At 57.9% G+C, this 23,644-nt stretch carries 17 protein-coding genes; 16 read left to right on the top strand and 1 reads right to left on the bottom strand.

The window, feature by feature from the left end; genetic code table 11:
- Positions 1-232: 232 nt before the first annotated feature.
- Positions 233-1,231 (bottom strand): LacI family DNA-binding transcriptional regulator, encoded by a 999-nt coding sequence (locus tag HRQ60_RS09605; protein ID WP_172195587.1) that lies wholly within the window; start codon positions 1,229-1,231, stop codon positions 233-235.
- A 172-nt stretch (positions 1,232-1,403) separates the two neighbouring features.
- Between HRQ60_RS09605 and HRQ60_RS09600 the strand changes: the two genes are divergently transcribed.
- The 16 genes from HRQ60_RS09600 to HRQ60_RS09525 all read left to right on the top strand — a co-directional run bounded on the left by HRQ60_RS09600 (position 1,404) and on the right by HRQ60_RS09525 (position 22,724).
- Entirely contained in the window at positions 1,404-1,598 is a 195-nt protein-coding gene (locus tag HRQ60_RS09600) for a hypothetical protein (protein WP_172195586.1), read from the top strand.
- 422 nt (positions 1,599-2,020) lie between these two features.
- On the top strand, positions 2,021-3,919 hold the full coding sequence (gene abc-f, locus HRQ60_RS09595; RefSeq protein WP_172195585.1) for a ribosomal protection-like ABC-F family protein: 1,899 nt from the start codon (positions 2,021-2,023) through the stop codon (positions 3,917-3,919).
- 476 nt (positions 3,920-4,395) lie between these two features.
- On the top strand, positions 4,396-5,412 hold the full coding sequence (gene pheS, locus HRQ60_RS09590; RefSeq protein WP_172195584.1) for a phenylalanine--tRNA ligase subunit alpha: 1,017 nt from the start codon (positions 4,396-4,398) through the stop codon (positions 5,410-5,412).
- Positions 5,413-5,459: 47 nt separating this feature from the next.
- The gene (gene pheT, locus HRQ60_RS09585) at positions 5,460-7,889 is read left to right on the top strand and encodes a phenylalanine--tRNA ligase subunit beta (protein ID WP_172195583.1); all 2,430 of its coding nucleotides are present in this window, start codon (positions 5,460-5,462) and stop codon (positions 7,887-7,889) included.
- A gap of 354 nt (positions 7,890-8,243) precedes the next feature.
- Positions 8,244-12,428, top strand: coding sequence for a cell division protein ZapA (gene zapA / locus HRQ60_RS09580; protein ID WP_172195582.1), 4,185 nt, complete (start codon positions 8,244-8,246; stop codon positions 12,426-12,428).
- Positions 12,429-12,431: 3 nt separating this feature from the next.
- Positions 12,432-13,532, top strand: a complete 1,101-nt coding sequence (locus tag HRQ60_RS09575; RefSeq protein WP_172195581.1) for a GGDEF domain-containing protein — start codon at positions 12,432-12,434, stop codon at positions 13,530-13,532.
- Positions 13,533-13,751: 219 nt separating this feature from the next.
- The gene (locus HRQ60_RS09570) at positions 13,752-16,115 is read left to right on the top strand and encodes an endonuclease MutS2 (protein WP_172195580.1); all 2,364 of its coding nucleotides are present in this window, start codon (positions 13,752-13,754) and stop codon (positions 16,113-16,115) included.
- A gap of 24 nt (positions 16,116-16,139) precedes the next feature.
- Entirely contained in the window at positions 16,140-16,559 is a 420-nt protein-coding gene (locus tag HRQ60_RS09565) for a DUF350 domain-containing protein (protein ID WP_172195579.1), read from the top strand.
- A gap of 258 nt (positions 16,560-16,817) precedes the next feature.
- On the top strand, positions 16,818-17,318 hold the full coding sequence (locus HRQ60_RS09560) for an Lrp/AsnC ligand binding domain-containing protein (RefSeq protein WP_172195578.1): 501 nt from the start codon (positions 16,818-16,820) through the stop codon (positions 17,316-17,318).
- Positions 17,319-17,349: 31 nt separating this feature from the next.
- Positions 17,350-18,573: an aminotransferase class I/II-fold pyridoxal phosphate-dependent enzyme gene (locus HRQ60_RS09555; RefSeq protein ID WP_172195599.1), complete on the top strand. Its 1,224-nt coding sequence runs from the start codon at positions 17,350-17,352 to the stop codon at positions 18,571-18,573.
- A gap of 180 nt (positions 18,574-18,753) precedes the next feature.
- Positions 18,754-18,945, top strand: a complete 192-nt coding sequence (locus HRQ60_RS09550) for an aspartyl-phosphate phosphatase Spo0E family protein (protein WP_172195577.1) — start codon at positions 18,754-18,756, stop codon at positions 18,943-18,945.
- A gap of 231 nt (positions 18,946-19,176) precedes the next feature.
- Positions 19,177-19,719, top strand: a complete 543-nt coding sequence (locus HRQ60_RS09545) for a hypothetical protein (protein WP_172195576.1) — start codon at positions 19,177-19,179, stop codon at positions 19,717-19,719.
- Positions 19,720-19,732: 13 nt separating this feature from the next.
- Positions 19,733-20,338 (top strand): cob(I)yrinic acid a,c-diamide adenosyltransferase, encoded by a 606-nt coding sequence (locus HRQ60_RS09540; protein ID WP_172195575.1) that lies wholly within the window; start codon positions 19,733-19,735, stop codon positions 20,336-20,338.
- Positions 20,339-20,457: 119 nt separating this feature from the next.
- Entirely contained in the window at positions 20,458-21,408 is a 951-nt protein-coding gene (locus tag HRQ60_RS09535) for an RluA family pseudouridine synthase (protein ID WP_343044655.1), read from the top strand.
- A 9-nt stretch (positions 21,409-21,417) separates the two neighbouring features.
- Positions 21,418-21,795: an arsenate reductase family protein gene (locus HRQ60_RS09530; protein ID WP_172195574.1), complete on the top strand. Its 378-nt coding sequence runs from the start codon at positions 21,418-21,420 to the stop codon at positions 21,793-21,795.
- A complete protein-coding gene (locus tag HRQ60_RS09525; protein ID WP_172195573.1) occupies positions 21,792-22,724 on the top strand; it encodes a 5'-3' exonuclease in 933 nt (310 codons plus the stop codon). Before HRQ60_RS09530 ends, HRQ60_RS09525 begins: the two co-directional genes overlap by 4 nt.
- The last annotated feature ends 920 nt before the right edge of the window (positions 22,725-23,644 follow it).

Here is a 23,644-nt window from a genome sequence, read left to right as displayed (position 1 = left end):
TTTATTCTACACGAATCCGGCCATGAGCCCTTTTTGTATTCAGTTCGAGGTGTTGCACTTCATTTTACAATCCGTCATTTAAAAAAAGTGGGACAGACAGGCAATCCAAATAGGAACCGGTTCCAAAAAAGAATAAAAAAAGACTGTAAAAAGATTGAGCGAATCAGAAAACCGTTCCGGACCGTCGAAAGGGAATAGCCCAATCTCCAAACCGGAACCGGTTCCGATTGCATTATACAAAAGGTTTATTTAAATTGTCAACGCTTTCTCGGGAGAGCATTTCGACGTCCATGACGGTGGAACGCCGAACGTCTTCGCCCGCCGTCAGTTTGAGCATGCTGCGGGCTGCCAGCCTGCCGGCCTCGTAATACGGAAAGCGCACGGTGGTCAGCTCCGGATTGATGATCGCCGTGACTTTATAACCGCCGAAGCCGGTCACGGACAGCTGCGCCGGGATCGACAGACCGCGTACATGAGCCGTCTTGACGACGCCGAGCGCGATATTGTCCGTCGCGCAGACGATCAGCGACGGCGCGCATTCATCCAGGATTCGCTCGGCCGCAAGCCGGGCGTCGCCAATCGCAAAACTGCTCTCGTAATAGAAAATGTCGCAGTCCGGACACTCCGCCGCCGCGGCCCGGAAACCTTCTTTGCGCTGCCTTCCGACCGCTTCGTCTTCTTCGGTCACGCCCAGATAGGCGATGCGGCGGTGTCCCATGTCCAGTACGTGGCGTCCCATCAGCCGCCCGGCTCCGTAATCGTCGTAGACGAGGCTGTGCAGCCGGTCGCTGCCCTGACCCACGAGCAGTACGGGAATGCCCGACGCTTCGGCCGCCCGCAGATGTTCGTCGGTCACCTGTGCCGGCATCAGGATGATTCCCGCCACTTTTTGCCGTGCCAGATCCTGCATCGCTTCGATCTCCCGCTGCCGATCCTGCCCCGCATTATAGACGAGCATCCGGCCGCCGGCCGTGCGCAGTTCCTCGTCGATGCCGGTCATCGTCTGCGCGGCCGCGAACGAATCGAGCCGGGGCACAATGGTACCGATCAGATTGGTCCGTTTGGCTTTGAGACTCTGGGCAAACGAATTGGGCACGTAGCCGGCTTCCCGGGTAATGCGCTCCAGCTTCTGCTTTGTTTTGACGCTGACGGAGCCGCCGTTCAGGTAACGGGATACCGTACTTTTGGCGACGCCCGCCATCTGCGCAATATCCGATATATTTTTGTTCATATCCGCTGATTCCCCTCGCTTTCGCTATGCCGATTTTACCACGTTCACACAATCTTTGCAGATACGGGGTGTCGAAAAGAAGCCGAAATGCCGATAGACAAACAGAAGGGTATTTGGCCGGGGGAGAAGCACAGGCCGGAAGCCCAATCGGAGAAACGGGGAGTGTTCGGATATGGAAGACCGCATGCACGGGAAAAGGGAAGCCCGAGTCTCGCACCGGATCGCAAATCGGATCGGGGACGGGGTCCGGATCGGCATCGCACTGATTGCGGGGATCGGACTGCTGGTTTATCTGGCTTTTATCGCAGGCATCTTGGTTCTTGCGGGAACGGGACTGCATGCGGTTTGGGGATTCATTTTCGGCTGACGGGGTAAAAAAGGTTGTCACCGCTTTGAAGTTTTGTTAGACTTGCGGTGTTCAACCATTCTGTAGAATTCGAGAGGTACACCCTATACGATGAAGTATAAAACGCATGTCCTCATCTAACTCGGCATACTTGCTTTTTGGCAGCTATCGGTTTTCGAACCGTTTGTTTTCTTGCGCCGAAAAAGCGGGACACGACAGGCGGACGTTCAAACGTTCGGCTGCGGCAGGAGTGAGAGAGGGAATCGTGCGTCTTCCATCGGGAGTGTGTGCCTCTTTTTGCGTACCGGTTTTTCGGAATTTTCCGATAGGCGCGCTTCACTTCCCGTGAAACACGCAGGTTTCTGCTCGATCATCGACTCTCCAAGTCCGCAGCGGCGTTTGCCGTCACGCGGACTTTTTTATTTGGAGAGGATGATGGTTTGATGCGAACCTGGATGATTGCCAAAGAATTGGAGAAAGAATGGAACGGGCAGCCGCTGTTTGAAAAGGTGAATCTGGAAGTGACGGAAGGCGAGCGCCTGGCGCTGTTCGGACGCAACGGCTGCGGTAAAACAACGCTGCTGCGCATCCTGGCCGGTATGGAGGAAGCGACGGGCGGCAGCGTGGAGCGCATGCTGCCGATCGAAGAATGGGGCATGATGAAGCAAAGCGAAGACGTTCCCGAAGAAACGACTGCGCTTGAGCGGGCCTATCTGGAACACGATCACCTGCACGCGCTCAAAATGAAGCTGGACCGTCTGGCCCGGGAGATGAGCGGTTCCGGTCAGCCGGCGGAGCAGGCGCTGGAAGCGTACGGACCGACTCTTGAAGAGTACGAAAGCCAAGGCGGGTTTCATTGGGAAAACGAAGTCGAGAAGCAGCTTCAGCGGATCGGTATGCCCAAAGAAAGCTGGAATCTGCCGTATGCGTCGCTCAGCGGCGGCCAGAAAACGCGGGTGCGCCTGGCCGCGCTGCTGGCGAAGTCGCCCAAGCTGCTGATCCTGGACGAGCCGACCAACCATCTGGACGAAGAGAGTCTGCACTGGCTCGAAGAACAGCTTCGCCATTACGCGGGCACGCTGCTGTTCGTCTCGCACGATCGGCAGTTCATCGACGAGGTGGCCACTTCCGTCTGCGAGCTGAACCCGGACGGGATCGTGAAATACCGCGGCGGGTATACGGATTATCAAGGCTACAAAGAACGTGAACTCCGCGAACACGAAGCGCTGCACAAGAAGCAGGAACAGCAGCGCAAAGCGCTCGAGGAATCGATCCGTAATTATCAGCAGTGGTTTCTGCAGGCGCATAATTCCGCGGCGCATCAAAGCGAGGTCAAGATCACGCAGAGCTATTACAAAGCCAAAGCCAAAAAGAATATTTCCCGCTACCATGCCAAGCAGAAGCAGTTGGAGCGGCTGGACGCGGAAAGCGTCGGCAGTGTACGCCATGCGCCCAAGCTGAATATGACGCTGGAAGACGAAGGGTTCGAAGCGCGTACGCTGCTGCGGTTCGAGCATGTCGATTTTGCCTATGCCGACCGGACCGTGCTGCACCATGTCCATTTTCAATTGGATCGGGGCGACCGTTTGGCGGTGCGCGGGCCGAACGGAAGCGGGAAGACCACCCTGCTGCGTCTGGCGACGGCGAAGCTTGCACCGACAAGCGGCGAAGTGCGGCTGCATCCCGGCGTGAAGATCGGCTATTTTTCGCAGGAGCTGGAAGGACTTCCGGTCGATCAGAGTCTGCTGGACAGCCTGCTGGAACTGCCGAACATGACGCAGACGCAGGCGCGAACGATACTCGGATGCTTCTTGTTCCCGCGCGAAGATGTGTTCAAGCGGATCGGCGATCTGAGCATGGGCGAAAAATGCCGGGCGGCGTTCATTCGGCTGTATTTCGGCGGAGCGAATCTGCTGGTGCTCGACGAGCCGAACAATTACCTCGATATCGATACGCGGGAAGTGATGGAAGCGGCGCTGATGCGCTATCCGGGCGCGCTGCTGCTCGTTTCCCACGACCGGATGCTGGTGCGCAAAGCGGCCAACCGGATTGCGGAGATTGAGCCTGAAGGCGGAGTTGCTTTGTTTGAAGGCAGTCTGGAGGAGCAGGAAGAAAACCTCCGATTGCAGGAACGCAGTCCCGGCGGACGCGAAGAGAACGAGCGCAGGCTGATGTTGGAGCTGAAGCTCGCGGAGCTGCTGCGGGGCGAAGCGGCCAGCCGGGCGAACGAAACGGAGTACCGGAAAGAAAACGGCGAACTGCCGGACCTGTTCTCGGCCGAGGTCATGAGCGAGATCCGCGAAGTGAAGAAGGAGCTGGCGGAACTTGCGGAAAAGCCTTAGCCCTAAAAGGGCACAGGAATAGGACGAGGAAATTCAGATTGACGCATGCTGCGGCTTTTTAGTAGAATATATGTGTATAACAACCAACATTTAATTCAAACATATTTTTGCCGCGATGATAGAGAAGAGTAAGCGCCGACACCGTACAGGGAAAAAATGCCGTAGATTGAGAGCATTTTTACGACAACGCCGACGCCGAAGTTCGCTCTGGAGCCGCTGTCTGAACCGGGACGACTAACGCCCCGCATTAGGACAGCCGGGTTGACGACCCGTTATCTTCGTCTCTGAGAGAAGTCCGGCCGCTGCGGCCGCGAGTTTCCCGATGCCGGCATTCGGCGGGAAGGCTTCTGAATTAGGGTGGTAACGCGATCTTTTCGTCCCTTGGGGCGGGAAGATCTTTTTGTTTTTCGGGTCTTTTTAAGGCGAAAATGACGAGTATTCATTACTTCCCTTGGCGGGAAAGGAGTCTGCGGACGATGAGAGAACGTTTGGAACAGTTGAAAGCCGAAGCGCTCGAGCATTTGAGAAGCGTGGCGGACGCAAAACAGCTCGACGAGCTGCGCGTCAAATATCAGGGTAAAAAAGGGAAATTGACCGAGATTCTGCGCGGCATGGGCGGACTGTCCGCCGAAGAACGTCCGGTGATCGGACAGCTGGCGAACGAAGTACGCGACGCGATCGACGCGGCCGTAAGTGCGCACAGCGAGCGGTTCGAACGCGAAGAAACGGAGCGCCGCCTGGCGTCCGAGACGATCGACGTCACGCTGCCGGGACGCAAGCTGCCGCGCGGCGCGGCACATCCGCTGAACCGGATCATCGAAGAGATCGAACAGATCTTCATCGGCATGGGCTACCAGGTGTCCGAGGGTCCGGAAGTCGAGACCGACTACCATAACTTCGAAGCGCTCAACCTGCCGAAAGACCATCCGGCGCGCGATATGCAGGATTCCTTCTATATAACGGAAGATCTGCTGATGCGTACGCATACGTCCCCGGTTCAGGTGCGCACGATGCAGAAGATGAACGGCGAAGTGCCGGTCAAGATCATCTGCCCGGGCAAAGTGTACCGCCGCGACGACGACGACGCGACCCATTCGTTCCAGTTCCACCAGATCGAAGGGCTCGTGATCGGCAAAAACATCCGGATGAGCGACCTGAAAGGGACCCTGCTGCAGCTGATGCAGGAGCTGTTCGGCAGCGACACGCAGATCCGTATGCGTCCGAGCTTCTTCCCGTTCACCGAACCGAGTGCGGAAGTGGACGTGAGCTACCGCAAAAAAGGCGCGGAAAACACGGGCTGGCTCGAAGTGCTCGGCTGCGGCATGGTGCATCCGCGCGTGCTGGAGATGAGCGGTTATGATCCGGAGGAATACAGCGGTTTTGCGTTCGGCATGGGCGCCGAGCGTCTCGCGATGCTCAAATACGGCATCGACGATATCCGTCATTTCTACAATAACGACGAACGGTTCCTGAACCAGTTCGCCCGTCAATAGAAGCGTAAACGCAGGAATATAACACAAGAGAAGGAAGTGAGCGGGCAGTGAAAGTATCGACGCAGTGGTTGTCCGAATACGTAAGTATCGAAGGCGTTACGCCTGAAGAGTTGGCAGAGAAAATTACACGGTCCGGCATCGAGATCGACGAGATCGAGCAGCGCAATCAAGGGGTGCAGGGCGTAGTCGTAGGCTATGTCAAGCACAAGGAAAAACATCCTGACGCCGACAAGCTGAACGTCTGCACCGTCGACGCCGGAACGGGCGAAGATCTGCAGATCGTCTGCGGCGCCAAAAATATCGATGCGGGCCAAAAAGTTCCGGTCGCGGTTGTAGGCGCGGTTCTGCCGGGCAACTTCAAGATCAAAAACGCCAAGCTGCGCGGCGTCGCTTCGCAGGGCATGATCTGCTCGGCCAGCGAGCTTGGCATGAACGACAAGCTGCTGCCAAAAGACCAGCAGGAAGGCATCCTCGTGCTGCCGGAAGGCACCGAGATCGGTCTGCCGATCACCCAGGTGCTCGGCCTGGACGACGCGGTGCTGGAATTCGATCTGACGCCGAACCGTTCCGACTGCCTCAGCATGATCGGCGCGGCTTACGAGACGGCTGCTATTTTGGGCCGCGAAGTAAAGCTTCCCGCGATCGATCTGATCGAAACGGGCGGACCGGCAGCGGACCAAGTGAGCGTTACGGTCGAAAACGGCGAATTGAGTCCGCATTACGCGATCCGCTACATTTCCGGCGTTCAGATCGGTCCTTCGCCGCAGTGGATGCAGAATCGCCTGATGGCCGCGGGGATCCGTCCGACGAACAACGTCGTCGATATCACGAACTATGTCATGCTCGAATGCGGACAGCCGCTGCACGCGTTCGACGCGGACAAGCTTGGCCGGGAGATCGGAGTGCGTTCCGCGTGCGACGGCGAAACGCTGACGACGCTCGACGGGCAGGAACGCAAGCTCGATCCGTCGATGCTGCTCATTACCGGCGGAGACCGTCCGGCGGCGCTTGCGGGCGTGATGGGCGGACTTGAGACCGAAGTGACGGGTTCGACGGTTAATATCGCGCTGGAATCGGCGCGCTTCGCCGGTTCTTCCGTGCGCAAAACGTCGAGAAAACTCGGCCTGCGTTCGGAAGCGAGCCTGAGATTCGAAAAAGAAGTCGATCCGTCGGCCGTGATCGCGGCCTTGGACCGGGCGGCACTGCTGCTGTCGCGCCATGCGGGCGGAGCTGTGCTGCACGGCATCGTGGAGAGCAAAAGCGGAGCGGTGACGGAGCAAAAGCTGTCGCTGTCGCTGCCGAAGCTGAACGCGTACCTCGGCACGGATATTTCGATGCTGGAAGTGAAAGCGATCTTCGCGCGCCTGAACTTCAAATGCGCCGACAGCGCGCAGGGCGTGCTGGACGTGCAGGTACCGACGCGCCGCGGCGATATTACGCGCGACGTGGATCTGATCGAAGAAGTTGCCCGGATTCATGGCTACGATAATATTCCGTCGACCGTCATCGAAGGCCCGACGACGCCGGGAGCGTATACGAAGTCGCAGGCGGTTCGCCGTGCGGTTCGCCGCACGCTGACCCACGGCGGCTTCAATGAAGCGGTGACGTATTCGTTCACCCGCCCCGAGAACACGCAGCGCTTCACGGCCTTCTCGGCCGACAGCTATGCGGTACCGCTGGCTATGCCGATGAGCGAAGACCGCAGCGTGCTGCGCACGACGCTGGTTCCGCTGCTGCTGGAAGCGGCGCAGTACAACCGCAACCGCAAGAACGCCGACCTGTCGATGTTCGAAGTCGGTACCGTCTTCCACGGCAGCGAGCAGAAAGTGACGAAGCAGCCGACCGAACGCACGATGCTGGCCCTGCTCATGGCCGGCAGCCGTACGGATGAGACCGTAGGCGCCGCATCGCGCAAAGTCGATTTCTTCGATCTCAAAGGCGCCGTGGAGAGTGTGCTCGAAGAGCTGGGTCTGCATGCGGAATTCCGCGCCGATTCGCCGGACGGGTTCCATCCGGGACGTTCTGCTTCGCTGTATCTGGCAGGCGCTCCGGACAAACGTATCGGCGTACTGGGTCAGCTGCATCCGCAGCTTCAGCTCGATTACGATCTGGACGATACCTATGCGGCCGAGATCTGCTTGAACGATTTATATGCGCCGGCCGCGCCGGAGATCGAATACCGCGATCTGCCGCGTTATCCGTCCGCACAGCGGGATATCGCCGTTGTCGTCGACCTCGCCGTTGAAGCCGGTTCGCTGATCGCGGCGGTCCGCGAGTCGGCGGGCGAACTGCTGCAGGATGTACGCGTATTCGACGTCTATACGGGAGACCGCGTCGCATCGGACAAGAAAAGCGTAGCGCTGGCGCTGACTTATCAGCATGGCGAACGTACACTGACGGATGAGGAAGTGGCGGCTGCCCAGCAGAACGTCATTGCCCGTCTGGAACAAAGTTTTGCTGCCGAATTGAGAAAGTAAGCACTCTCGGCAGGAGAAGAGCAAAACCGCATCGAATTCTTTAGGAATCCGGTCCGCCGCGCGGACCCCTGTCCTGAAGAAGGGTGCGGTTTTTGCCCGTCGGCTGTGTGTTTTGTAGGTATTGGAAGCGCTCGGAGCAACTTTCAGGCGAAAATGGCGTCAAAACCCGATAGGTGGTGTTAGGCGATCCTTCGAAACCGACAACCGAATGCCGCAATCCAAGCGGATCCTGCCCAAGAGCGTCGGGCGATCCCCTGAAGTGTTTATTTAGAACAAACGGCGACTGAACGCCAGTGTGCCGCCTCCAGGCGGCAGGCGATAGATGATGGATATAATAGAGAGGAGCGGGCGAATATGGCTGAACGAAAAACAGTCAGCGTGGAGATTTACGGAACGTCCTATAAAATTTTCGGAAGCAGCCAAGATTATGTGAAACGGGTCGCCCGACTGGTCGATGAACGGATGACCACGATTGCAAACGGCCATCCGAGGCTGGATACGGTGCGTATTGCCGTTCTTGCCGCGGTCAATATGGCCGAGACGAATATCGCGAACCAGGATTTGCAGGAAAAACTGGACGAGTCGCTGTCGCGCACCGGTCAGCTGGAAACCGAAACGGCGGAGCTGCGCGAACGGACGGCGGAGCAGGTTTCGATCGCGGACTCGCTGCGCGCCGAAAATGCCAAGCTGGCCGAAGCGGACAAGGAGCTGACGCTGCGCCGCGAGGAACTGCGCAAAGCGAATGCCGAACTGGAACGGCTGAACGGTCTGAAGCGGCAGCTTGAAGGGAAATTGGCCGAAGCGGAGAAGAGCGGGAACGTTTCGCGCGAAGCGCTGCAAAAAGCGGGCAAAGAACTTACGGCGGAACGTACAGCCAAAGAAGGTCTTGCGGGCGAACTGCAAACGGTCCGTCTGGAACTTCGCCAAGGCGAAGAAGCGCTGGCCGATAGCCGCGAACGGGCAGGACGTTTCGAGCAGGAAGGCGAAGAACTCCGGGTCCGTCTGGCGGAGAGCGAGTCGAAGCGGGAAGAGCTTGAATTGGAGCTGGGTCTGCTGCGCGAAGAAGAAAGCCGCCTGAACGGACTGCGGAGCGAACTCGAAACCAAGGTCGCGGAATTGGAAGCGTCCGGCGAACGTGCGGCTGCCCAGAGCCTCGAGCTCAAGCGGCAGCTGTCCGCACTGCAGGCGGAAGAAGCCAAGCTGCGGCAGGAACTTGAAGCGGCGGTCCGGCAGACTTCGGAGCTTGAAGCGGGGATGCGGTCGCTGGAGGAGATCCGAGCGGGATTGGAAGCGCGGGTCGGCGAACTGGAAGAAGGCGAGACGATCTGGAGCGAGGAACATACGCGTCTGGAATCGGAACTTGGCGAGACCCGTCTGCGCGAGAACGAGCTTTCCGAGCGTTACGAGGAGGCCCGTGCGCATCTGGAAGAACTTCGCACCCGCGAAGCGGCGGAGCAGGAGCTCCGCGGCAAGCTGGAAATCGAACTTGCGGACGTCCGCGAAACGGAGCTCGGCCTGCGCGAAGAGCAGGAGCGTCTGCGCCTTGCGCTGGAGGAGCAGCGGAAAGAACGCGAAGAACTGGAACGCCGGACCTCCGAGCTGACCGAAGCCGAAGCGGCCCGCGCAGCGGAGAATACCGAACTTACGGCAGAACTCGCGTCGTGGACGCAGCGTGAAAACGAATGGAACACCGAGAAAGAAACGTTCGAATCGATGCTTGAAGAAGCGGAACATGCCCGAGGCGAACTGAAACGCGCACTGGAAGAACGCCAGGCGGAAGCGCTCCGACTCGGAGAAGAACGGGACCAATTGGAAACCGGGAAGACTCGTTTGGAGCAGCAGTTGGCCGCTTTGTCGGCCGACCAAACCCGTCTGGAACAAGAATTGTCGGATCTTGGCGAGAGCAAACATCGCCTTGAACAGGAGCGGGAAGAAGCGAATGCGGAGAAAGTCCGTCTGCTGGGCGAACTGGAAACCGCGTCTTCCGACCGGACACGCCTGGAAGACGAACTTCAGGCTGCAGGCGAAACGGCGCGGAATCTGAAAAGCGAAACGGAAGCGCTGAACGCGGAGAAACGGCGCCTGGAAGCGCTGCTCGATACGCTGACCAACGAGAAAAACGTGCTGGAAGAAGAATGGATAGCACTGGGCGAAGAGCGGGACCGTATAGACGGCGAACGTTCTGCCGCAGTCGGCGAGCGCGATCGGTTTGCTGCCGAATTGGCTTCGTTGACCGGCGAGAAATCGGGGCTTGAGCAGGAATTGTCCGGATTGAAAAAGCGTCTGGATGAACTGGACGAAGAGCGCGCGGCGCTGGCAGGCCGCTTGGACGATTACCGGATTGCCGAAGAGAACTGGGAACTTCGCCGCCTCGAACTGGAAGAAGCGGCGGAAACCCGCGAGCGTCTGATCGCCGAACGCCAGGTGCAGTCCGCCGAACTGGAAGCCAAAGCGGCGGAACTCGAAGAGCGGCGTTCCCAACTGGAGCAGCGTGTACGCGAGCTGAACGAGAGTGAAGAGTATCTCACGGGCGAAGCGGTGCGTCTCGAAGAGGAAGTCACCGAGCTGGTGGCACGCGAGCGCGCCCTGCACGGCGATCTGCGCGAGCGTGATACGGCGGCGGAAGCGCTGCGTGCGCGTCTCGCGGAACTTGAAAGCGAGCGCGCGGCGCTGCAGCAGCAGCTGCAGGCCGAGCGCGAAGCGGCCGCGGAACTGGGCGCGGCCCAAGCCGAACTGGAAGCCGGACTGCAGTCGGCGCAGACGGAGCGCGAAGAGCTTCGGGCGGACAAGGACGCCCTGGCCGCCGATCTGTCGGCCGCGCGCGAAGAAAGCGCGCGGCATGCGGAAGCGGAAGCTTCGCTTGCGCTTCGCCTGGAGGCGCTCCAGCAAAGCGCCGAAGCTCTGGCGGACGAGAAGCGGACGCTTGCCGCCGAATGGGAAGCGGCCCGGCTTACGGCCGAGGAGCTTGCCGAGAGCGGCGCGCGCCTGGAAAGCGAGCTGCGCCATGCAGGCAGCCGCATCGAAGAGCTGCAGGGTGAGCGCGAAGCGCTCGAAGCGCGGCTTGCGGCCCGAAGCGGCGAACTGGAAGAGACGAGAGCGCGCCTGGAACAGCGCGTAAGCGAGCTGGGAGCAAGCGAAGAAGCGCTGACGGGCGAAGTGATCCTTCTGGAAGAAGCCAAAAGCGGCCTCGCCGCCCGTCTGGCCGAGACGGAAGCTTCGCTCGGGACGCTCGAAGACGCTCATCGGGAATCGGTTCGTGCGCTTGACGATCTGCGTGGGCAGGCGAGCACGCTCGAAAGTGAACGCGATACGCTTGCCGGACGTCTGGGCGAAGCCGAAGAGCGGGAACGCGAACTGCAGGGCGTGCGCGAAAGCGTAGAGGCGGAGCTTGACCGCCTGCGCGGCGAGCATCAATCCGCCGTGCAGACCAACGGCGACCTGTCGGCCGAACGGGAAGAACTGCACGCAAAATTGACCGAAGCGCAATCCCGTCTTACCGACCTGTCTCGCGAGCTGGAATCCTATACGGCCCGCGAAGCCGAATGGAACGGCGAACGCGAACGCCAGGAGCGCCTGACCGGCGACCTGGAAGAACAAGTACGCCGTCTGCGCGAACAAAAAGAAGAACTGGAACGCGGACTCGAAGCGCTGACGTCCGGCGAAGAAGAGCGTGCCCGGGAATATGCGCGCCTGGAGAATGAACTTGCCGCATCCCGGGAACGCGAACAGGCGGCCGAGAGCCGGGAGCGGGATTTGGTTGCGCAGCTTCAAGAGTCTTCCCGCGCCGCGCAGCGTCTTGACGAACAAGCCGGCAGCCTTGCCGCCCGAATCGGCAGCCTGGAAGCCGAACTGGAAGAAGCGCGCAGTGCGCTCGGCGAAGCCACCGAAGCACTGGACGAAGCGAAGCGGGAAGCCGAGCGCCTCGCCGAAACCGAAACGCAGTGGAACGAGGAGCGCGAGCGGCTGTTTTCCCGGGTGGCGGAATTTGGCGGCCGCGAAGCTTCATGGCGTCTGGAGACCAGCCGTCAGCGCCGCGAACTCGAAGAAGCCGGCGAGCGCGAACGCCTGCTGACCAAGCAGAAGAACTCCGCAGAACGCAAAGGCGAAGAAGCGGCGGCCCGGGCGGCGCAGGCGGCCGAAGCGTACGAACAGCTTCAATCCGAGCTGCGAACGGCCCAGGAGTCGGCACGCGAACTTGAACGGCGCAGCGCGAAGTGGAATGCGGAACTGGAACAGCTCCGGGATCTGCGGCAGGCCTGGTCGGAAGAGAAAGCGGAACTCGAGCGCCGGTTGGAAGCTGCGGCGAACGAGGCAACAAGCGAGGAAGAGCCGGGCAATCTTCAGCGCGAGCTCACCCAGGTCACGGAGCAGTACGAGATGCTGTCCCATCAGCTTCGGATTCTTCATATCGAACGCGAGCTGGAGAAAGATAAACGCGAAGAGACCGATCGCGAATACGCGCGTCTTCAAGAGGAGTACGGGGCGCTGCAAAAAGAGTACAACGAATGGATGGAAATGCTGGAGCAGGAGCAGCGGTAGGGCATGGGAAACGTGGATCGCCTGAATAGACAGATCCTGACTGCGTATTGGATTGTGGCCGCAATGGTGATTGCGGTCGACTTGACCTACTTTTTCTCGGGAGCCAATGTGGGACAAGGACACTCCCCTTCTTCCCTGCTTACCCGGATCCTGTTGATCCTGGGTATTGCCGGGCTCGGAGAACTTCTGTACGCGTCTTTCCGGCGCTACGGGAGACAGATCGTAGTCGGGATCAGTCTGACAATGGCCTATATCAACTACTTGAACCTGAGCGTCTATACGGAAAGTTCACCCGGTGTTCTGCTGATTTTCCCGATGTTCGTGCCTTTGATTTATTTCGACCGCAGACTGCTTGATGGGTTTGGCGTGTTGAACATCGTGTTGTATATCGTTTTTTACTTTTTGGTGGAACGGCCTTTTTACGAACGGGGAATCGAAGATTTCGCGCTGCGTGTCTTGATGCTGGCCGCTTCGCTGATGCTGGGCCGTCTGGTGCTGATCCGCGCACTGGAGATCGGCCGCCAGGTCGAGCTGCTGACCCAGACCCAGCAGGACCTGATCGTCGACAAAGCGGTCTCGCAGCGTCTGCTCAAGACCGATGCGCTGACGCAGCTGTACAATCACGGAACCTTTTACGAATACCTCGAAGACCTGGTCGACCAGAGCATGCGCAACGGGCTTGAAGTTCAGGTGGCGGTGTTGGACATCGACAATTTTAAAAAAATCAACGATACCTACGGCCATCTGATCGGAGATCTGGTACTTAAGGAAGTTTCGATCCGAATCGGAATGATCGTGGCGCCGAACGATTTTGCAGCCCGCTACGGCGGCGAAGAGTTTGCCGTTATTTTTACCGAGAAAACGATCGGCGAGTCGGCCGAATATGCCGAGCGCATACGCGAAGCGGTGCAGAGCGCCAACTATTCCTATATGGGCAACCATCCCGTTACGGTCAGTGTCGGCATCAGCGCCTACGAGCCCGGCGATACGGCGGAGACCCTGTTCGGCAAAGCCGACGGGGCTCTGTACCGGGCGAAGCGCTCGGGCAAGAACCGGGTCGAATTGTACGACGCGGACCGGGATACGGTATCGGTACGCGATTAACGTGTACGACCGTTGTTTCGCGGAGCCGCGGCCGAAAAGCCTTTTCGATTCTCCGACCGGAGGCGAAAAGGCTTTTCGTTTATTCCCGGTCAGCGGAGGCGGCCGGCAGCCGCGAACGCCCGATGTCCGGCATCCATGGTGTCCGCGCCCCGAATCCGGTATAATTAAGGGACGGAGAACCACTGCGTTCTCCAGAACCGATAAGGAGTTGTCACGTTCTTGAACGATAAAATATTCGAAATTTTACAATATGCGAGCATCTCGAATGCCTTGGCGGACCAGGCGCAGACTTCGCTCGGCAAGGAAGCGGCGCGGGCGCTCAAGCCCGATACCGATCTTTCGTCCGTGCAGAAGCTGCTGCAGGCCACGCACGAAGCTTTTCACGTCGATCGTCTGAAAGGATCTCCGCCGTTCGGCGGGATCGTCGATATTCGTGCGTCGGTGCAGCGCGCACGGATCGGCGGCATGCTGAATCCGCACGAACTGCAGGGGATTGCAACGACGCTGTACGGTTCGCGCCGTCTGCGCCGTTTTATCCAGACGCTGCACGACGAACATCCGGTCGAGCTGCTGGACGGCCTGGTCGAGCTGATCTCGGATCAGAAAGCCCTGGAGCAGCTGATCAATTCCTGTATCGGCGATTCGGCCGAAGTAATGGATTCCGCCAGTCCGACCCTGGCGGCCGTTCGGCGCGAGCTGCGCGGAGGCGAATCCCGTATTCGCGAGAAGCTGGAGTCGATGATCCGTTCGTCGAGCGTCTCCAAGATGCTTCAGGATCAGCTGATTACGATTCGCGGAGACCGCTTCGTGATTCCCGTGAAGTCGGAATACCGTTCGCACTTCGGCGGCATCGTGCATGATCAATCCAGTTCGGGCGCCACGATGTTTATCGAGCCGGAAGCGATCGTGGCAATGAACAACAAGCTGCGGGAGACCAAACTGCGCGAGACGCGCGAGGTCGAGATCATTCTGCAAAAGCTGACTGCCGCCGTCGGCGAACAAGCCGAACTGCTCGCGTACGATGTGGATGTACTGGCGCAGCTCGATTTTATTTTTGCCAAAGGACGCCTTGCCCACAAGATGAAAGCGACCGAGCCGACCGTCAACGACCGCGGGTATCTGCGGATCCGCAAAGGACGCCACCCGCTGATCGATCCCAAACAAGTCGTGCCGCTCGATGTCGAACTTGGCGGCGAGTTTTCCAGCATCATCGTAACCGGTCCGAATACGGGCGGCAAGACGGTGACGCTCAAAACGATCGGCCTGCTCAGTCTGATGGCGATGTCGGGATTGTTCGTTCCGGCCGACGAAGGCTGCGAGCTGTGCGTATTCGATGCGATCTATGCCGATATCGGCGACGAACAGAGCATCGAGCAGAGCCTCAGTACCTTCTCCAGCCATATGACGAACATTATCCGGATTCTGAAAGACATGACGCCGAAAAGCCTTATTCTGCTGGATGAAGTCGGAGCGGGAACCGACCCGGCGGAAGGTTCGGCGCTGGCGATCGCGATCCTGGAATATATCCATCAATTCAACTGCCGCATGGTGGCGACGACCCACTACAGCGAATTGAAAGCCTACGCGTATGAACGTGACGGCGTGATTAACGCCAGCATGGAGTTCGACGTGGCGACGTTGAGCCCAACCTATCGGCTGCTCGTCGGCGTTCCGGGACGAAGCAACGCTTTTGCGATTGCGGAGCGTCTCGGTCTGCCGGGCAAGATCCTCAGCTTCGCCCGCGGCGAAGTCAAGGAGGAAGATCTGCGCGTCGAGAACATGATCAGCGCGCTGGAAGAGAACCGGATCGGAGCGGAAGCGGAGCGCGGGGAAGCCGAGCGTCTGCGCCGCGAAATGGAAGAACTCCGGACGAAGCAGGAACGCGAACTCGAAAAGCAGGAAGCGCAGCGCGAAGCCAGACTCGAGAAAGCCGAGAACGAAGCCCGCGACATTATCGCCAAAGCGCGCAAAGAAGCCGACGAAGTCGTGTCCGAACTGCGCCGTCTGGCAATGGAAGAAGGCGCGTCGGTCAAAGAACACAAGCTGATCGCGGCCCGGCGCCAGCTCGATCAGGCGGAACCGGAAGTCCGGGTCAAAAAAGCCAAGAAATCCGCCGGCGCCAAATCTTCCCAGAAGATCGAGCCTGGCGACGAAGTGATCGTGGTCAATCTGGGCCAGCGCGGCCATGTTATCGAGATGGACGGCAAAGAAGCCCTGGTACAGATGGGCATCATGAAAATGAAAGTGGCGCTGGGGTCGCTCGAACGTGTGCAAAGCGCCCCGGTTACAGCGCCCAAACAAAAGCCGGTCACTTCGGTCAAACGGACCAAAGACGACAGTACCCGTTCGGAGCTCGATCTGCGCGGAACCAATCTGGAAGAAGCATTGATGGAGACGGACCGGTTTATCGATGAGGCATTTCTGTCGAACCTGGGTCAGGTGTATCTGATCCATGGCAAAGGAACAGGGATTCTGCGCACCGGCATTCAAGAGCATCTTCGCCGGCACAAGCTGGTCAAATCTTACCGGCTGGGCAATTACGGCGAAGGCGGCAACGGCGTGACCGTAGCCGAACTCAAGTAACGGAAGGAGCGGGGCCAGAACAAGATGAATACGGTAATCGATCCTATATTGGCGACCCCGATCGGGGCAGCCGTCGCTTATTTTTCGGTAGCCGTCCTCGAACTGGTTGTGTTTCTGGCCATTTTCGAAGCGGTCACCCGCTACAAATGCTGGGATGAGATTCGCAAAGGCAACCTGGCGGTGGCTATGGCGACCGGCGGTAAGATTTTCGGGATCTGCAATATTTTGCGATTCTGCATCGAGTCCGGTTCGACCATTTACGAAAGTATGCTGTGGTCGCTGATCGGTTTTGTACTGCTGATGGTAGCCTACTTTCTGTTCGAGTTCATCACGCCTTTTTTCAAGGTCGACGAAGAGATTGGACGCGATAACCGGGCGGTAGGCCTGATCTCGATGATTCTGTCGGTATCGCTGTCTTACGTCATCGGCGTTTCGGTTCTTTAAAGTTCCGGAGCCGGCAAGCTTCTTCCGCAAATAGCACTTTCTCGACAGCCTGCCCGCTTCCTTCGGAAGCGGGCTTTTTGGACATGGAACAAAGGGAGAAGCCGCACGGAGCGCATTTTCGGGCGGGGGCGGTATGCTCGGATTGGCGCGAAGCGGTGGCAGAACGGTTTTTTTTGGGGTAAGATGAGGTACAATAAGCGAGACCAAGTTAACCGAACGAGTCATCTATCAAGCAAAATCGATCTGGAGGCATGCGTAGTGAAAGAAACGAACAAGCTCAAACTGGATATTCTCGAACTGTTGGAAGAAGATGCGCGGCGCACCCACGGGCTGCTGTCGACGATGCTGAACGTGCCCGAAGAAGAAGTGCGCGAAGCGGTGGCCGAGCTCGAGCAGGATCGCGTGATCGTGAAATACGCAACGGTCGTCAACGAAAGCAAAGTCAACGACGAGAAAGTAACGGCGCTGATCGAAGTGCAGATTACGCCCGAACGCGGACGCGGCTTTGAAGGGATTGCCGAGCGGATCTATCTGTACCCGCAGGTCAAAGCCGTATTTCTGATGTCCGGCGCCTACGATCTGCTTGTCGAAGTGGAAGGCGTCAACCTCAAAGACGTGGCGAGCTTCGTTTCCGACAAGCTGTCGCCGATCGAATCCATTCTGTCGACCAAAACGCACTTTATCCTCAAAAAATACAAGCAGAACGGTATCATTTTCGAAGAACACGAAGAAGACCGCCGTCTGATGATCTCGCCGTAAAGGATGCGAAACGATGATAACTAAAAGCGAAATGAACGAAAACGGCGCTGTTCAGCCTTCCGATTCCGAACACGGTTCGATGGAGCGTTATCTCTCGCCCCTGGTCCGCGATATCAAGCCTTCGGGCATCCGCAAATTTTTCGATCTTGTCAGCGCCAGCAAAGACATCATCACGCTTGGCGTAGGCGAACCCGATTTCGTGACGCCGTGGCATGTGCGTGAAGCCTGCGTGTATTCGCTGGAGCGCGGCTATACGCGCTACACATCGAATGCGGGGATGCCCGAGCTGCGCGAAGCAATCGCGTCTTACTTGAGCAGCTCGTTCGGCACGTCGTACGATCCGGGCAAAGAAGTGCTTGTCACGGTCGGCGGCAGCGAAGCGATCGACCTGGCGCTGCGGGCGCTGATTCGTCCGGGTGACGAAGTGCTTGTGCCGGAGCCCTGCTACATCTCCTATTCGCCGATCACTTCGATCGGGGGCGGCATCCCGGTGGGCATCGAGACTTTTGCCAAAGACGGTTTCAAATTGACGGCCGAAGCGCTCGAAGCAAGCATTACGCCGAAATCGAAAGTCCTGATTCTCTGCTATCCGAGCAATCCGACCGGAGCGGCGATGACGGCCGAAGACTGGCTGCCGATCGCGAAGGTGGTCGAGAAGCACGACCTGATCGTGATCTCCGACGAAATCTATGCCGAACTCAGCTACGGTCCGGTGAAGCACTCAAGCTTTGCGGCGGCTCCGGGCATGAAAGACCGCACGATTCTCGTCAGCGGATTCTCCAAAGCTTTTGCCATGACGGGATGGCGAATGGGTTATGCCTGCGGTCACCCCGAGCTGATCTCCGCGATGCTGAAGATTCACCAGTATACGGTGATGTGCGCGCCGGTCATGGGACAGGTCGCCGCGCTCGAAGCGCTCACGAACGGGCTTGGCGAAAAAGACAAGATGGTGGAATCGTACAACCGCCGCCGCCGACTCGTCGTGCAGGGGCTGCGCGATGCCGGTTTGGAATGCCATGAACCGGAAGGAGCGTTCTATGCGTTCCCGAGTATCCAATCCACCGGGTTGACGTCGGAAACGTTCGCTCAGCGTCTGCTGGTCGAAGAGAAAGTGGCCGCGGTTCCGGGCGATGTGTTTGGTCTCGGAGGCGAAGGCTTCCTGCGCTGCTCTTACGCGACGTCCGTAGCCCAACTGAACGAAGCGCTTGATCGGATCGGCCAATTCGTATACAAAGTCAAACGCGAAGGCGCATAAAAGCTGGGGGCCGAACGGCTGTCCAAACGAAAAATGACTCCTTTTTGAAAAAGTTGATTTTATTGGAGAGCTTCTATATAATGGGGTTTCGAACCAGCTGATTTTTTCAAGGGGGAATGTTTTTTGTCTGCCGCTTCGTTCCAAAAGCCGAGGCATATACGACGTTCGCTGGAGCCGTATATGCAGCGTGGGGTTCAAGCTCCCGGTGCCATGGCAGAGCGCGAACTGTTCCTGCAAGAAGAGATTCGTATGCTGCGCGCCCAGATGGAAGAAACGTTCGGACGGGAACAGTCGTTTACCGCTGCGACCGTCGTGGAAATCAGCAGCCGGCTCGACCTGAAAATCAATGAATATATGCAGTTGGTACGCTGACCCGCTTCAATGAACGCAGTCGGCGTCCGTTTCCACTTCTGCATTTGATCCCGAAATCGATTTGTTTACCGCCCAAAAGGAAGAGCCTGCTCCGCAGAGGTTCTTCCTTTTTTGTGTGGGCCCGATCGGGCGGCGGCGGAAATGCTTGCGGCAGGGGAGTATGATATATTGGTTAAGAACGACTTTGAATACGGGATCCATGCCCGGGGAAATGTCCAAGGAGGAGTAAGAGTGAATCGGAAAAAAATAGGGGTCTGGCTGGTGCTGATCGCAGCGATCATGCTGGTGGCCGGATGCGGCAAAGACGACGGCGTCACGATTTTCATGTCGGACAAAGGTTCTTCCAGTCGGGAAGGCATCGATGTGATCCAGGAAAAACTGAATACCGAAGTGCCGGATCTGAAAGCGGAATTCAACTATTCGCCGCTGTTCGATCTGCAAAAAGTACTGGTCGAATATGCCGCGGGCGGGAATTCGATCGTGATTCTGCCGACGGATAACATTGAAATTTACGGCAAGGACGGTGCCCATGTCGTGCTCGACGAGTATTTCGACAAAGCCGATTATCCGGATGGCGTGTTTGAAAGCGGCGTATTGAAAGACGGGGAAAGCGACGCGGTGCTTGAAAAGCATCTGTTCGGCATTCCGGTCAAAGACATGAAGATGTTCCAGGATGCCGGGTATACGCCCGAAGATATGCTGGCTTGTGTGCTGGTCAATGCTCCGGACAAAGAAGCGGCAATCAAGGTGCTGCAGAAGTTGACGGAAGGCTGAGGAGGAAATCATCATGCGCATTTATACAAAAACGGGAGACGGCGGACAAACGTCGGTGATCGGAGGACGGGTGCGCAAAGACGATGCCCGGGTAGAAGCTTACGGCACAATCGACGAATTGAACAGCTTTGTCGGTCATGCGGCGGCGCTGCTTCAAGACGATCGTTTCAAGGACCTGCGCGAACAGCTGGCCGTCGTGGGCCAGGAGCTGTTCGACTGCGGCTCCGATCTGGCGTACACGCCGGCGGCGCAGCAGCCTTACAAGACGCATACGGCGATGACGGAGCGTTTGGAAACCTGGATCGACCGGCTGGAAGCGGAGAATCCGCCGCTTGAACGCTTTATTTTGCCCGGAGGAAGTCCGCCGGCGGCGCTGCTCCATATCTGCCGCACCGTGTGCCGGCGGGCCGAGAGGCGAGTGGTAACGTTGACGGACGAATCCGAGATCAATCCCGAGGTGCTGCGGTATCTCAACCGGCTGTCGGATTACTTTTTCAGCGCTGCCCGTGCCGCCAACCTCAAACTCAGAGTGGACGATGTGGAATATGTACGCGGCGCCGATGTTTTTTCGGGAAGCCGGACTCAGGATCAACAAAACGAACAAAAGCAGGGTGAATAAAGATCGAAGCGGGAAACCAGAAACCAACAGAAGAACAGCCGCAGAGCGTAGAACCGGCAGCCTACGATTTTCCGAGAGAAAAAGGGATCGATCCGGAGCTTGGCTATTATGATCCGATCGTGTATACCGTATCCGAACGGGAGAACGGCTGGACGCTCAAAACGCTGCTGCACAACCGGCTGGGGGTATCGCGCAAGCTCACATCCCGGCTCAAAATGACCGAACGCGGCATCACGCTGAACGGCGAACGGGTGTATATCAGCATCCATGTCCATACCGGCGACCTCGTCGAGCTGCGGATGGAGCGCGAGAGATCGGACGATATTTTGCCGGAACAAATGCCGCTCGATATTTTGTACGAAGACCGCGATCTGCTGATCGTCAACAAGGCGGCCGGCGTGATTGTCCATCCTACGCACGGCCATTATATCGGCACGCTGGCCAACGGCGTCGTGCAGCATTGGCAGGATAGAGGCGAGGTGGTGCGGTTTCGCCCCGTACACCGGCTGGACCGCGAAACGTCCGGGGTGCTGGCGATAGCCAAGAATCCGTATATACACCAGCATATCTCCGAGCAGATGATCGCGGGAACCGTCGACAAGACGTACCGCGCGATCGTGCACGGCTGGCCGGAAGCGGAAGCCGGACGTATCGAAGGGCCGATCGACCGCGATCCGGACTCTCCCCATAGGCGGATCGTAACGCCGGACGGTTACGCCGCGGCGACCCGCTACCGGACGCTGGAACGTTATGTCTCCGCGCGGGCTTCGCTGGTCGAGCTGGAACTCGAGAGCGGACGCACGCATCAGATTCGGGTCCATATGACGCATATCGGCTGTCCGCTTGTCGGCGACGGGATGTATACCTATACGGACTCGTCTCCGCTGACGGCAAGCGAATCCGTCCAAGCGCGGAAACTGGACGAGTCGATCGGCCGCCAGGCGCTGCATGCGTTCCGGTTGGCTTTCGTCCATCCGGGTACCCGGGAGCGCGTGACCTTCGAAGCTCCTTTTCCGCCGGATCTGCTGGAGTTGGAGAAGTTTTTACAGAAAGCAAAGAAAGAGAAGTGACCGACACCGATGACTCATCTGAATGTGTACCATTACGCCAAATGCAGCACCTGCCGCAGCGCGATCAAGTGGCTGCAAAACGAAGGGCACGAACTGAACCTGATTCCGATCAACGAGCAGCCTCCTTCCCAAGAAGAAATTCTGGATTTGATTGCGAAAAGCGGCCTGGAGTCGAAAAAGTTTTTTAATGTCAGCGGAGAGGTGTACAAATCGCTTGGGCTCAAAGACAAGCTGGCCGATCTCGACGAACAAAAACGCGCGGAGCTGCTGGCTTCGAATGGAATGCTGATCAAGCGTCCGATCGTAACCGACGGAGACCGCGTAACGATCGGTTTCAAACCGGAAATGTATGAACAAAGCTGGAGTCAAAAGGAGGAGCGGGTATGAGCGAGCACGGCGGTATCGAAGGACTTCCGCAGAATGTTCTGGCGCGCAAACCGACACTGATGCTGGTCGACGGCATGGCGCTGCTGTTCCGGGCCTATTACGCAACGGCGCTCAAAGGCTATATCCGCCGCACCGAAGCGGGCGTTCCGACCAACGGCATTTACGGGTTCGTCCGCTACATGTGGGATGCGATCCAGCAGTTCGATCCGACGCATGTCGCCTGCTGCTGGGATATGGGCGGCCGTACTTTCCGCACTGAACAGTTCGAATCCTACAAAGGCAACCGCTCCGCGGCGCCGGACGATCTGATTCCCCAGTTCGATCTGGTCAAGGATGTGGTCGAAGCGATGGATATTCCGAATATCGGCATGCCGGGTTACGAAGCGGACGACTGTATCGGTACGATCGCCAAACGCTGCGCACGCGAACAGCAGATGGACGTTCAGATCCTGTCGGGCGACAACGATATGCTGCAGCTCACCGACGAACGCATCAAAGTCATCATCATGAAAAAAGGCTACGGCAATTATCAGGTCTACACGCCCGATTATCTGATGGAGGAAAAAGGGCTTAAGCCTTCGCAGATTATCGACATGAAAGGCCTGATGGGCGACTCGAGCGACAATTATCCGGGTGTCAAAGGCATCGGCGAAAAAACGGCGATCAAGCTCGTTCAGGAGTTCGACGATATTCCGGGCATTTTGGCCAATCTGGATAAGCTGACCAACTCGGTGCGCACCAAGATCGAGAATGATCTCGATATGCTGCACATGTCCCGCTCCCTCGCCGAGATCCACTGCGAGGTGCCGGTCGAATGTCCGATCGATCTGTGCGAATTCCGGATCGACGATAGCAAGGTATCGGCCAAGTTCGCGGAGCTTGAGATAAGCAGTCTGGGCAAAATGATGGGCACGGACGTGTTTGGCTGAGGTTATGGGAGCGGCTGCGAAAGCGGCGTTGCGAGATTGCGGAAGCGGTATGGAAAAGGCGGCAGATGCACGTGGAGACGCTGCGGGTGGAAGAAGCTTCGATCGCCGCTAAAATCCGATTCCTCTGATTGAAGGACAAGCTGCTGGGGAGGGAATCGGATTTTAGATGCGAGCGCTAACGCTTCTCGGCTTTTCTTCCACCCTCCGCTGCTGCGCCGCTGCATAAGTCAGAGGTACACAGCCTCTCCCGGGAGTGTGGGAGAGGCGAGGGGAAGAGCGAAAGGCAAAGGCAAAGGCAAAGGCAAAGGTCGATTTCAAGTATGAAGTGCAAGTTCAAGGGCGAAGGCAAATTTAAAAGCGAAAACAGGAGGGGACGCCGATCGCTCGGCACTCTCTGTAAGATTCTGTTCGTTTTTTCGATCTTAAGCGCTTAAGTATCCGAGCTCTATATCTTTGCTCAAAAAAGACGCCGACAAGGCATGGCTTTTCTGCGGGTTTGCGTGTCGAGCAGCCCGACTCTCCAGTTGGAGAGTCGGGCTGCTTTTGCATGGAGCGGGAGATGATGGCCGCGAAGCGTTAGGGATAGCAGAGATCAAAAGCGCGAGCTTAGGCAGAGTGTCTGGATTGAGGAGTGGCCATGAATTCTAACGGAACGAGACGACGCTTAGAAGCGAATTTGAGCGGTTTGGAAATTCTAACGGATTCAGGCGACGCTTAGAATGAATTTGAGCTTGTTTTTGACGAGAAAAGAGGGCGAAAAAACGGCTAACGGACATAGAATCCGTTAAAAGTTCGGCAACGCTTGATTCGGCGCTCTAACGGACATACAATCCGTTAGCCGAGCCGAGCCGAGCCGAGCCGAGCCGAGCCGAGCCGAGCCGAGCCGAGCCGAGCCGAGCCGAGCCGAGCCGAGCCGAGCC

Source organism: Saccharibacillus qingshengii, from assembly GCF_013185195.1.
Lineage (GTDB): Bacteria > Bacillota > Bacilli > Paenibacillales > Paenibacillaceae > Saccharibacillus > Saccharibacillus qingshengii.
The sequence above is the reverse complement of the archived record's forward strand: the minus strand, read 5'-3'. Positions and strand labels throughout refer to the sequence as shown.

What these genes read in the sequence shown, in the direction of transcription:
- HRQ60_RS09540 (WP_172195575.1), top strand. Translation starts at nt 19,733, where the DNA reads ATGCGCATTTATACAAAAACGGGAGACGGCGGACAAACGTCGGTGATC.
- pheS (WP_172195584.1), top strand. Translation starts at nt 4,396, where the DNA reads ATGAGAGAACGTTTGGAACAGTTGAAAGCCGAAGCGCTCGAGCATTTG.
- HRQ60_RS09525 (WP_172195573.1), top strand. Translation starts at nt 21,792, where the DNA reads ATGAGCGAGCACGGCGGTATCGAAGGACTTCCGCAGAATGTTCTGGCG.
- zapA (WP_172195582.1), top strand. Translation starts at nt 8,244, where the DNA reads ATGGCTGAACGAAAAACAGTCAGCGTGGAGATTTACGGAACGTCCTAT.
- HRQ60_RS09530 (WP_172195574.1), top strand. Translation starts at nt 21,418, where the DNA reads ATGACTCATCTGAATGTGTACCATTACGCCAAATGCAGCACCTGCCGC.
- abc-f (WP_172195585.1), top strand. Translation starts at nt 2,021, where the DNA reads ATGCGAACCTGGATGATTGCCAAAGAATTGGAGAAAGAATGGAACGGG.
- HRQ60_RS09555 (WP_172195599.1), top strand. Translation starts at nt 17,350, where the DNA reads ATGAACGAAAACGGCGCTGTTCAGCCTTCCGATTCCGAACACGGTTCG.
- HRQ60_RS09600 (WP_172195586.1), top strand. Translation starts at nt 1,404, where the DNA reads ATGGAAGACCGCATGCACGGGAAAAGGGAAGCCCGAGTCTCGCACCGG.
- HRQ60_RS09605 (WP_172195587.1), bottom strand. Translation starts at nt 1,231, where the DNA reads ATGAACAAAAATATATCGGATATTGCGCAGATGGCGGGCGTCGCCAAA.
- HRQ60_RS09550 (WP_172195577.1), top strand. Translation starts at nt 18,754, where the DNA reads ATGCAGCGTGGGGTTCAAGCTCCCGGTGCCATGGCAGAGCGCGAACTG.
- HRQ60_RS09565 (WP_172195579.1), top strand. Translation starts at nt 16,140, where the DNA reads ATGAATACGGTAATCGATCCTATATTGGCGACCCCGATCGGGGCAGCC.
- HRQ60_RS09575 (WP_172195581.1), top strand. Translation starts at nt 12,432, where the DNA reads ATGGGAAACGTGGATCGCCTGAATAGACAGATCCTGACTGCGTATTGG.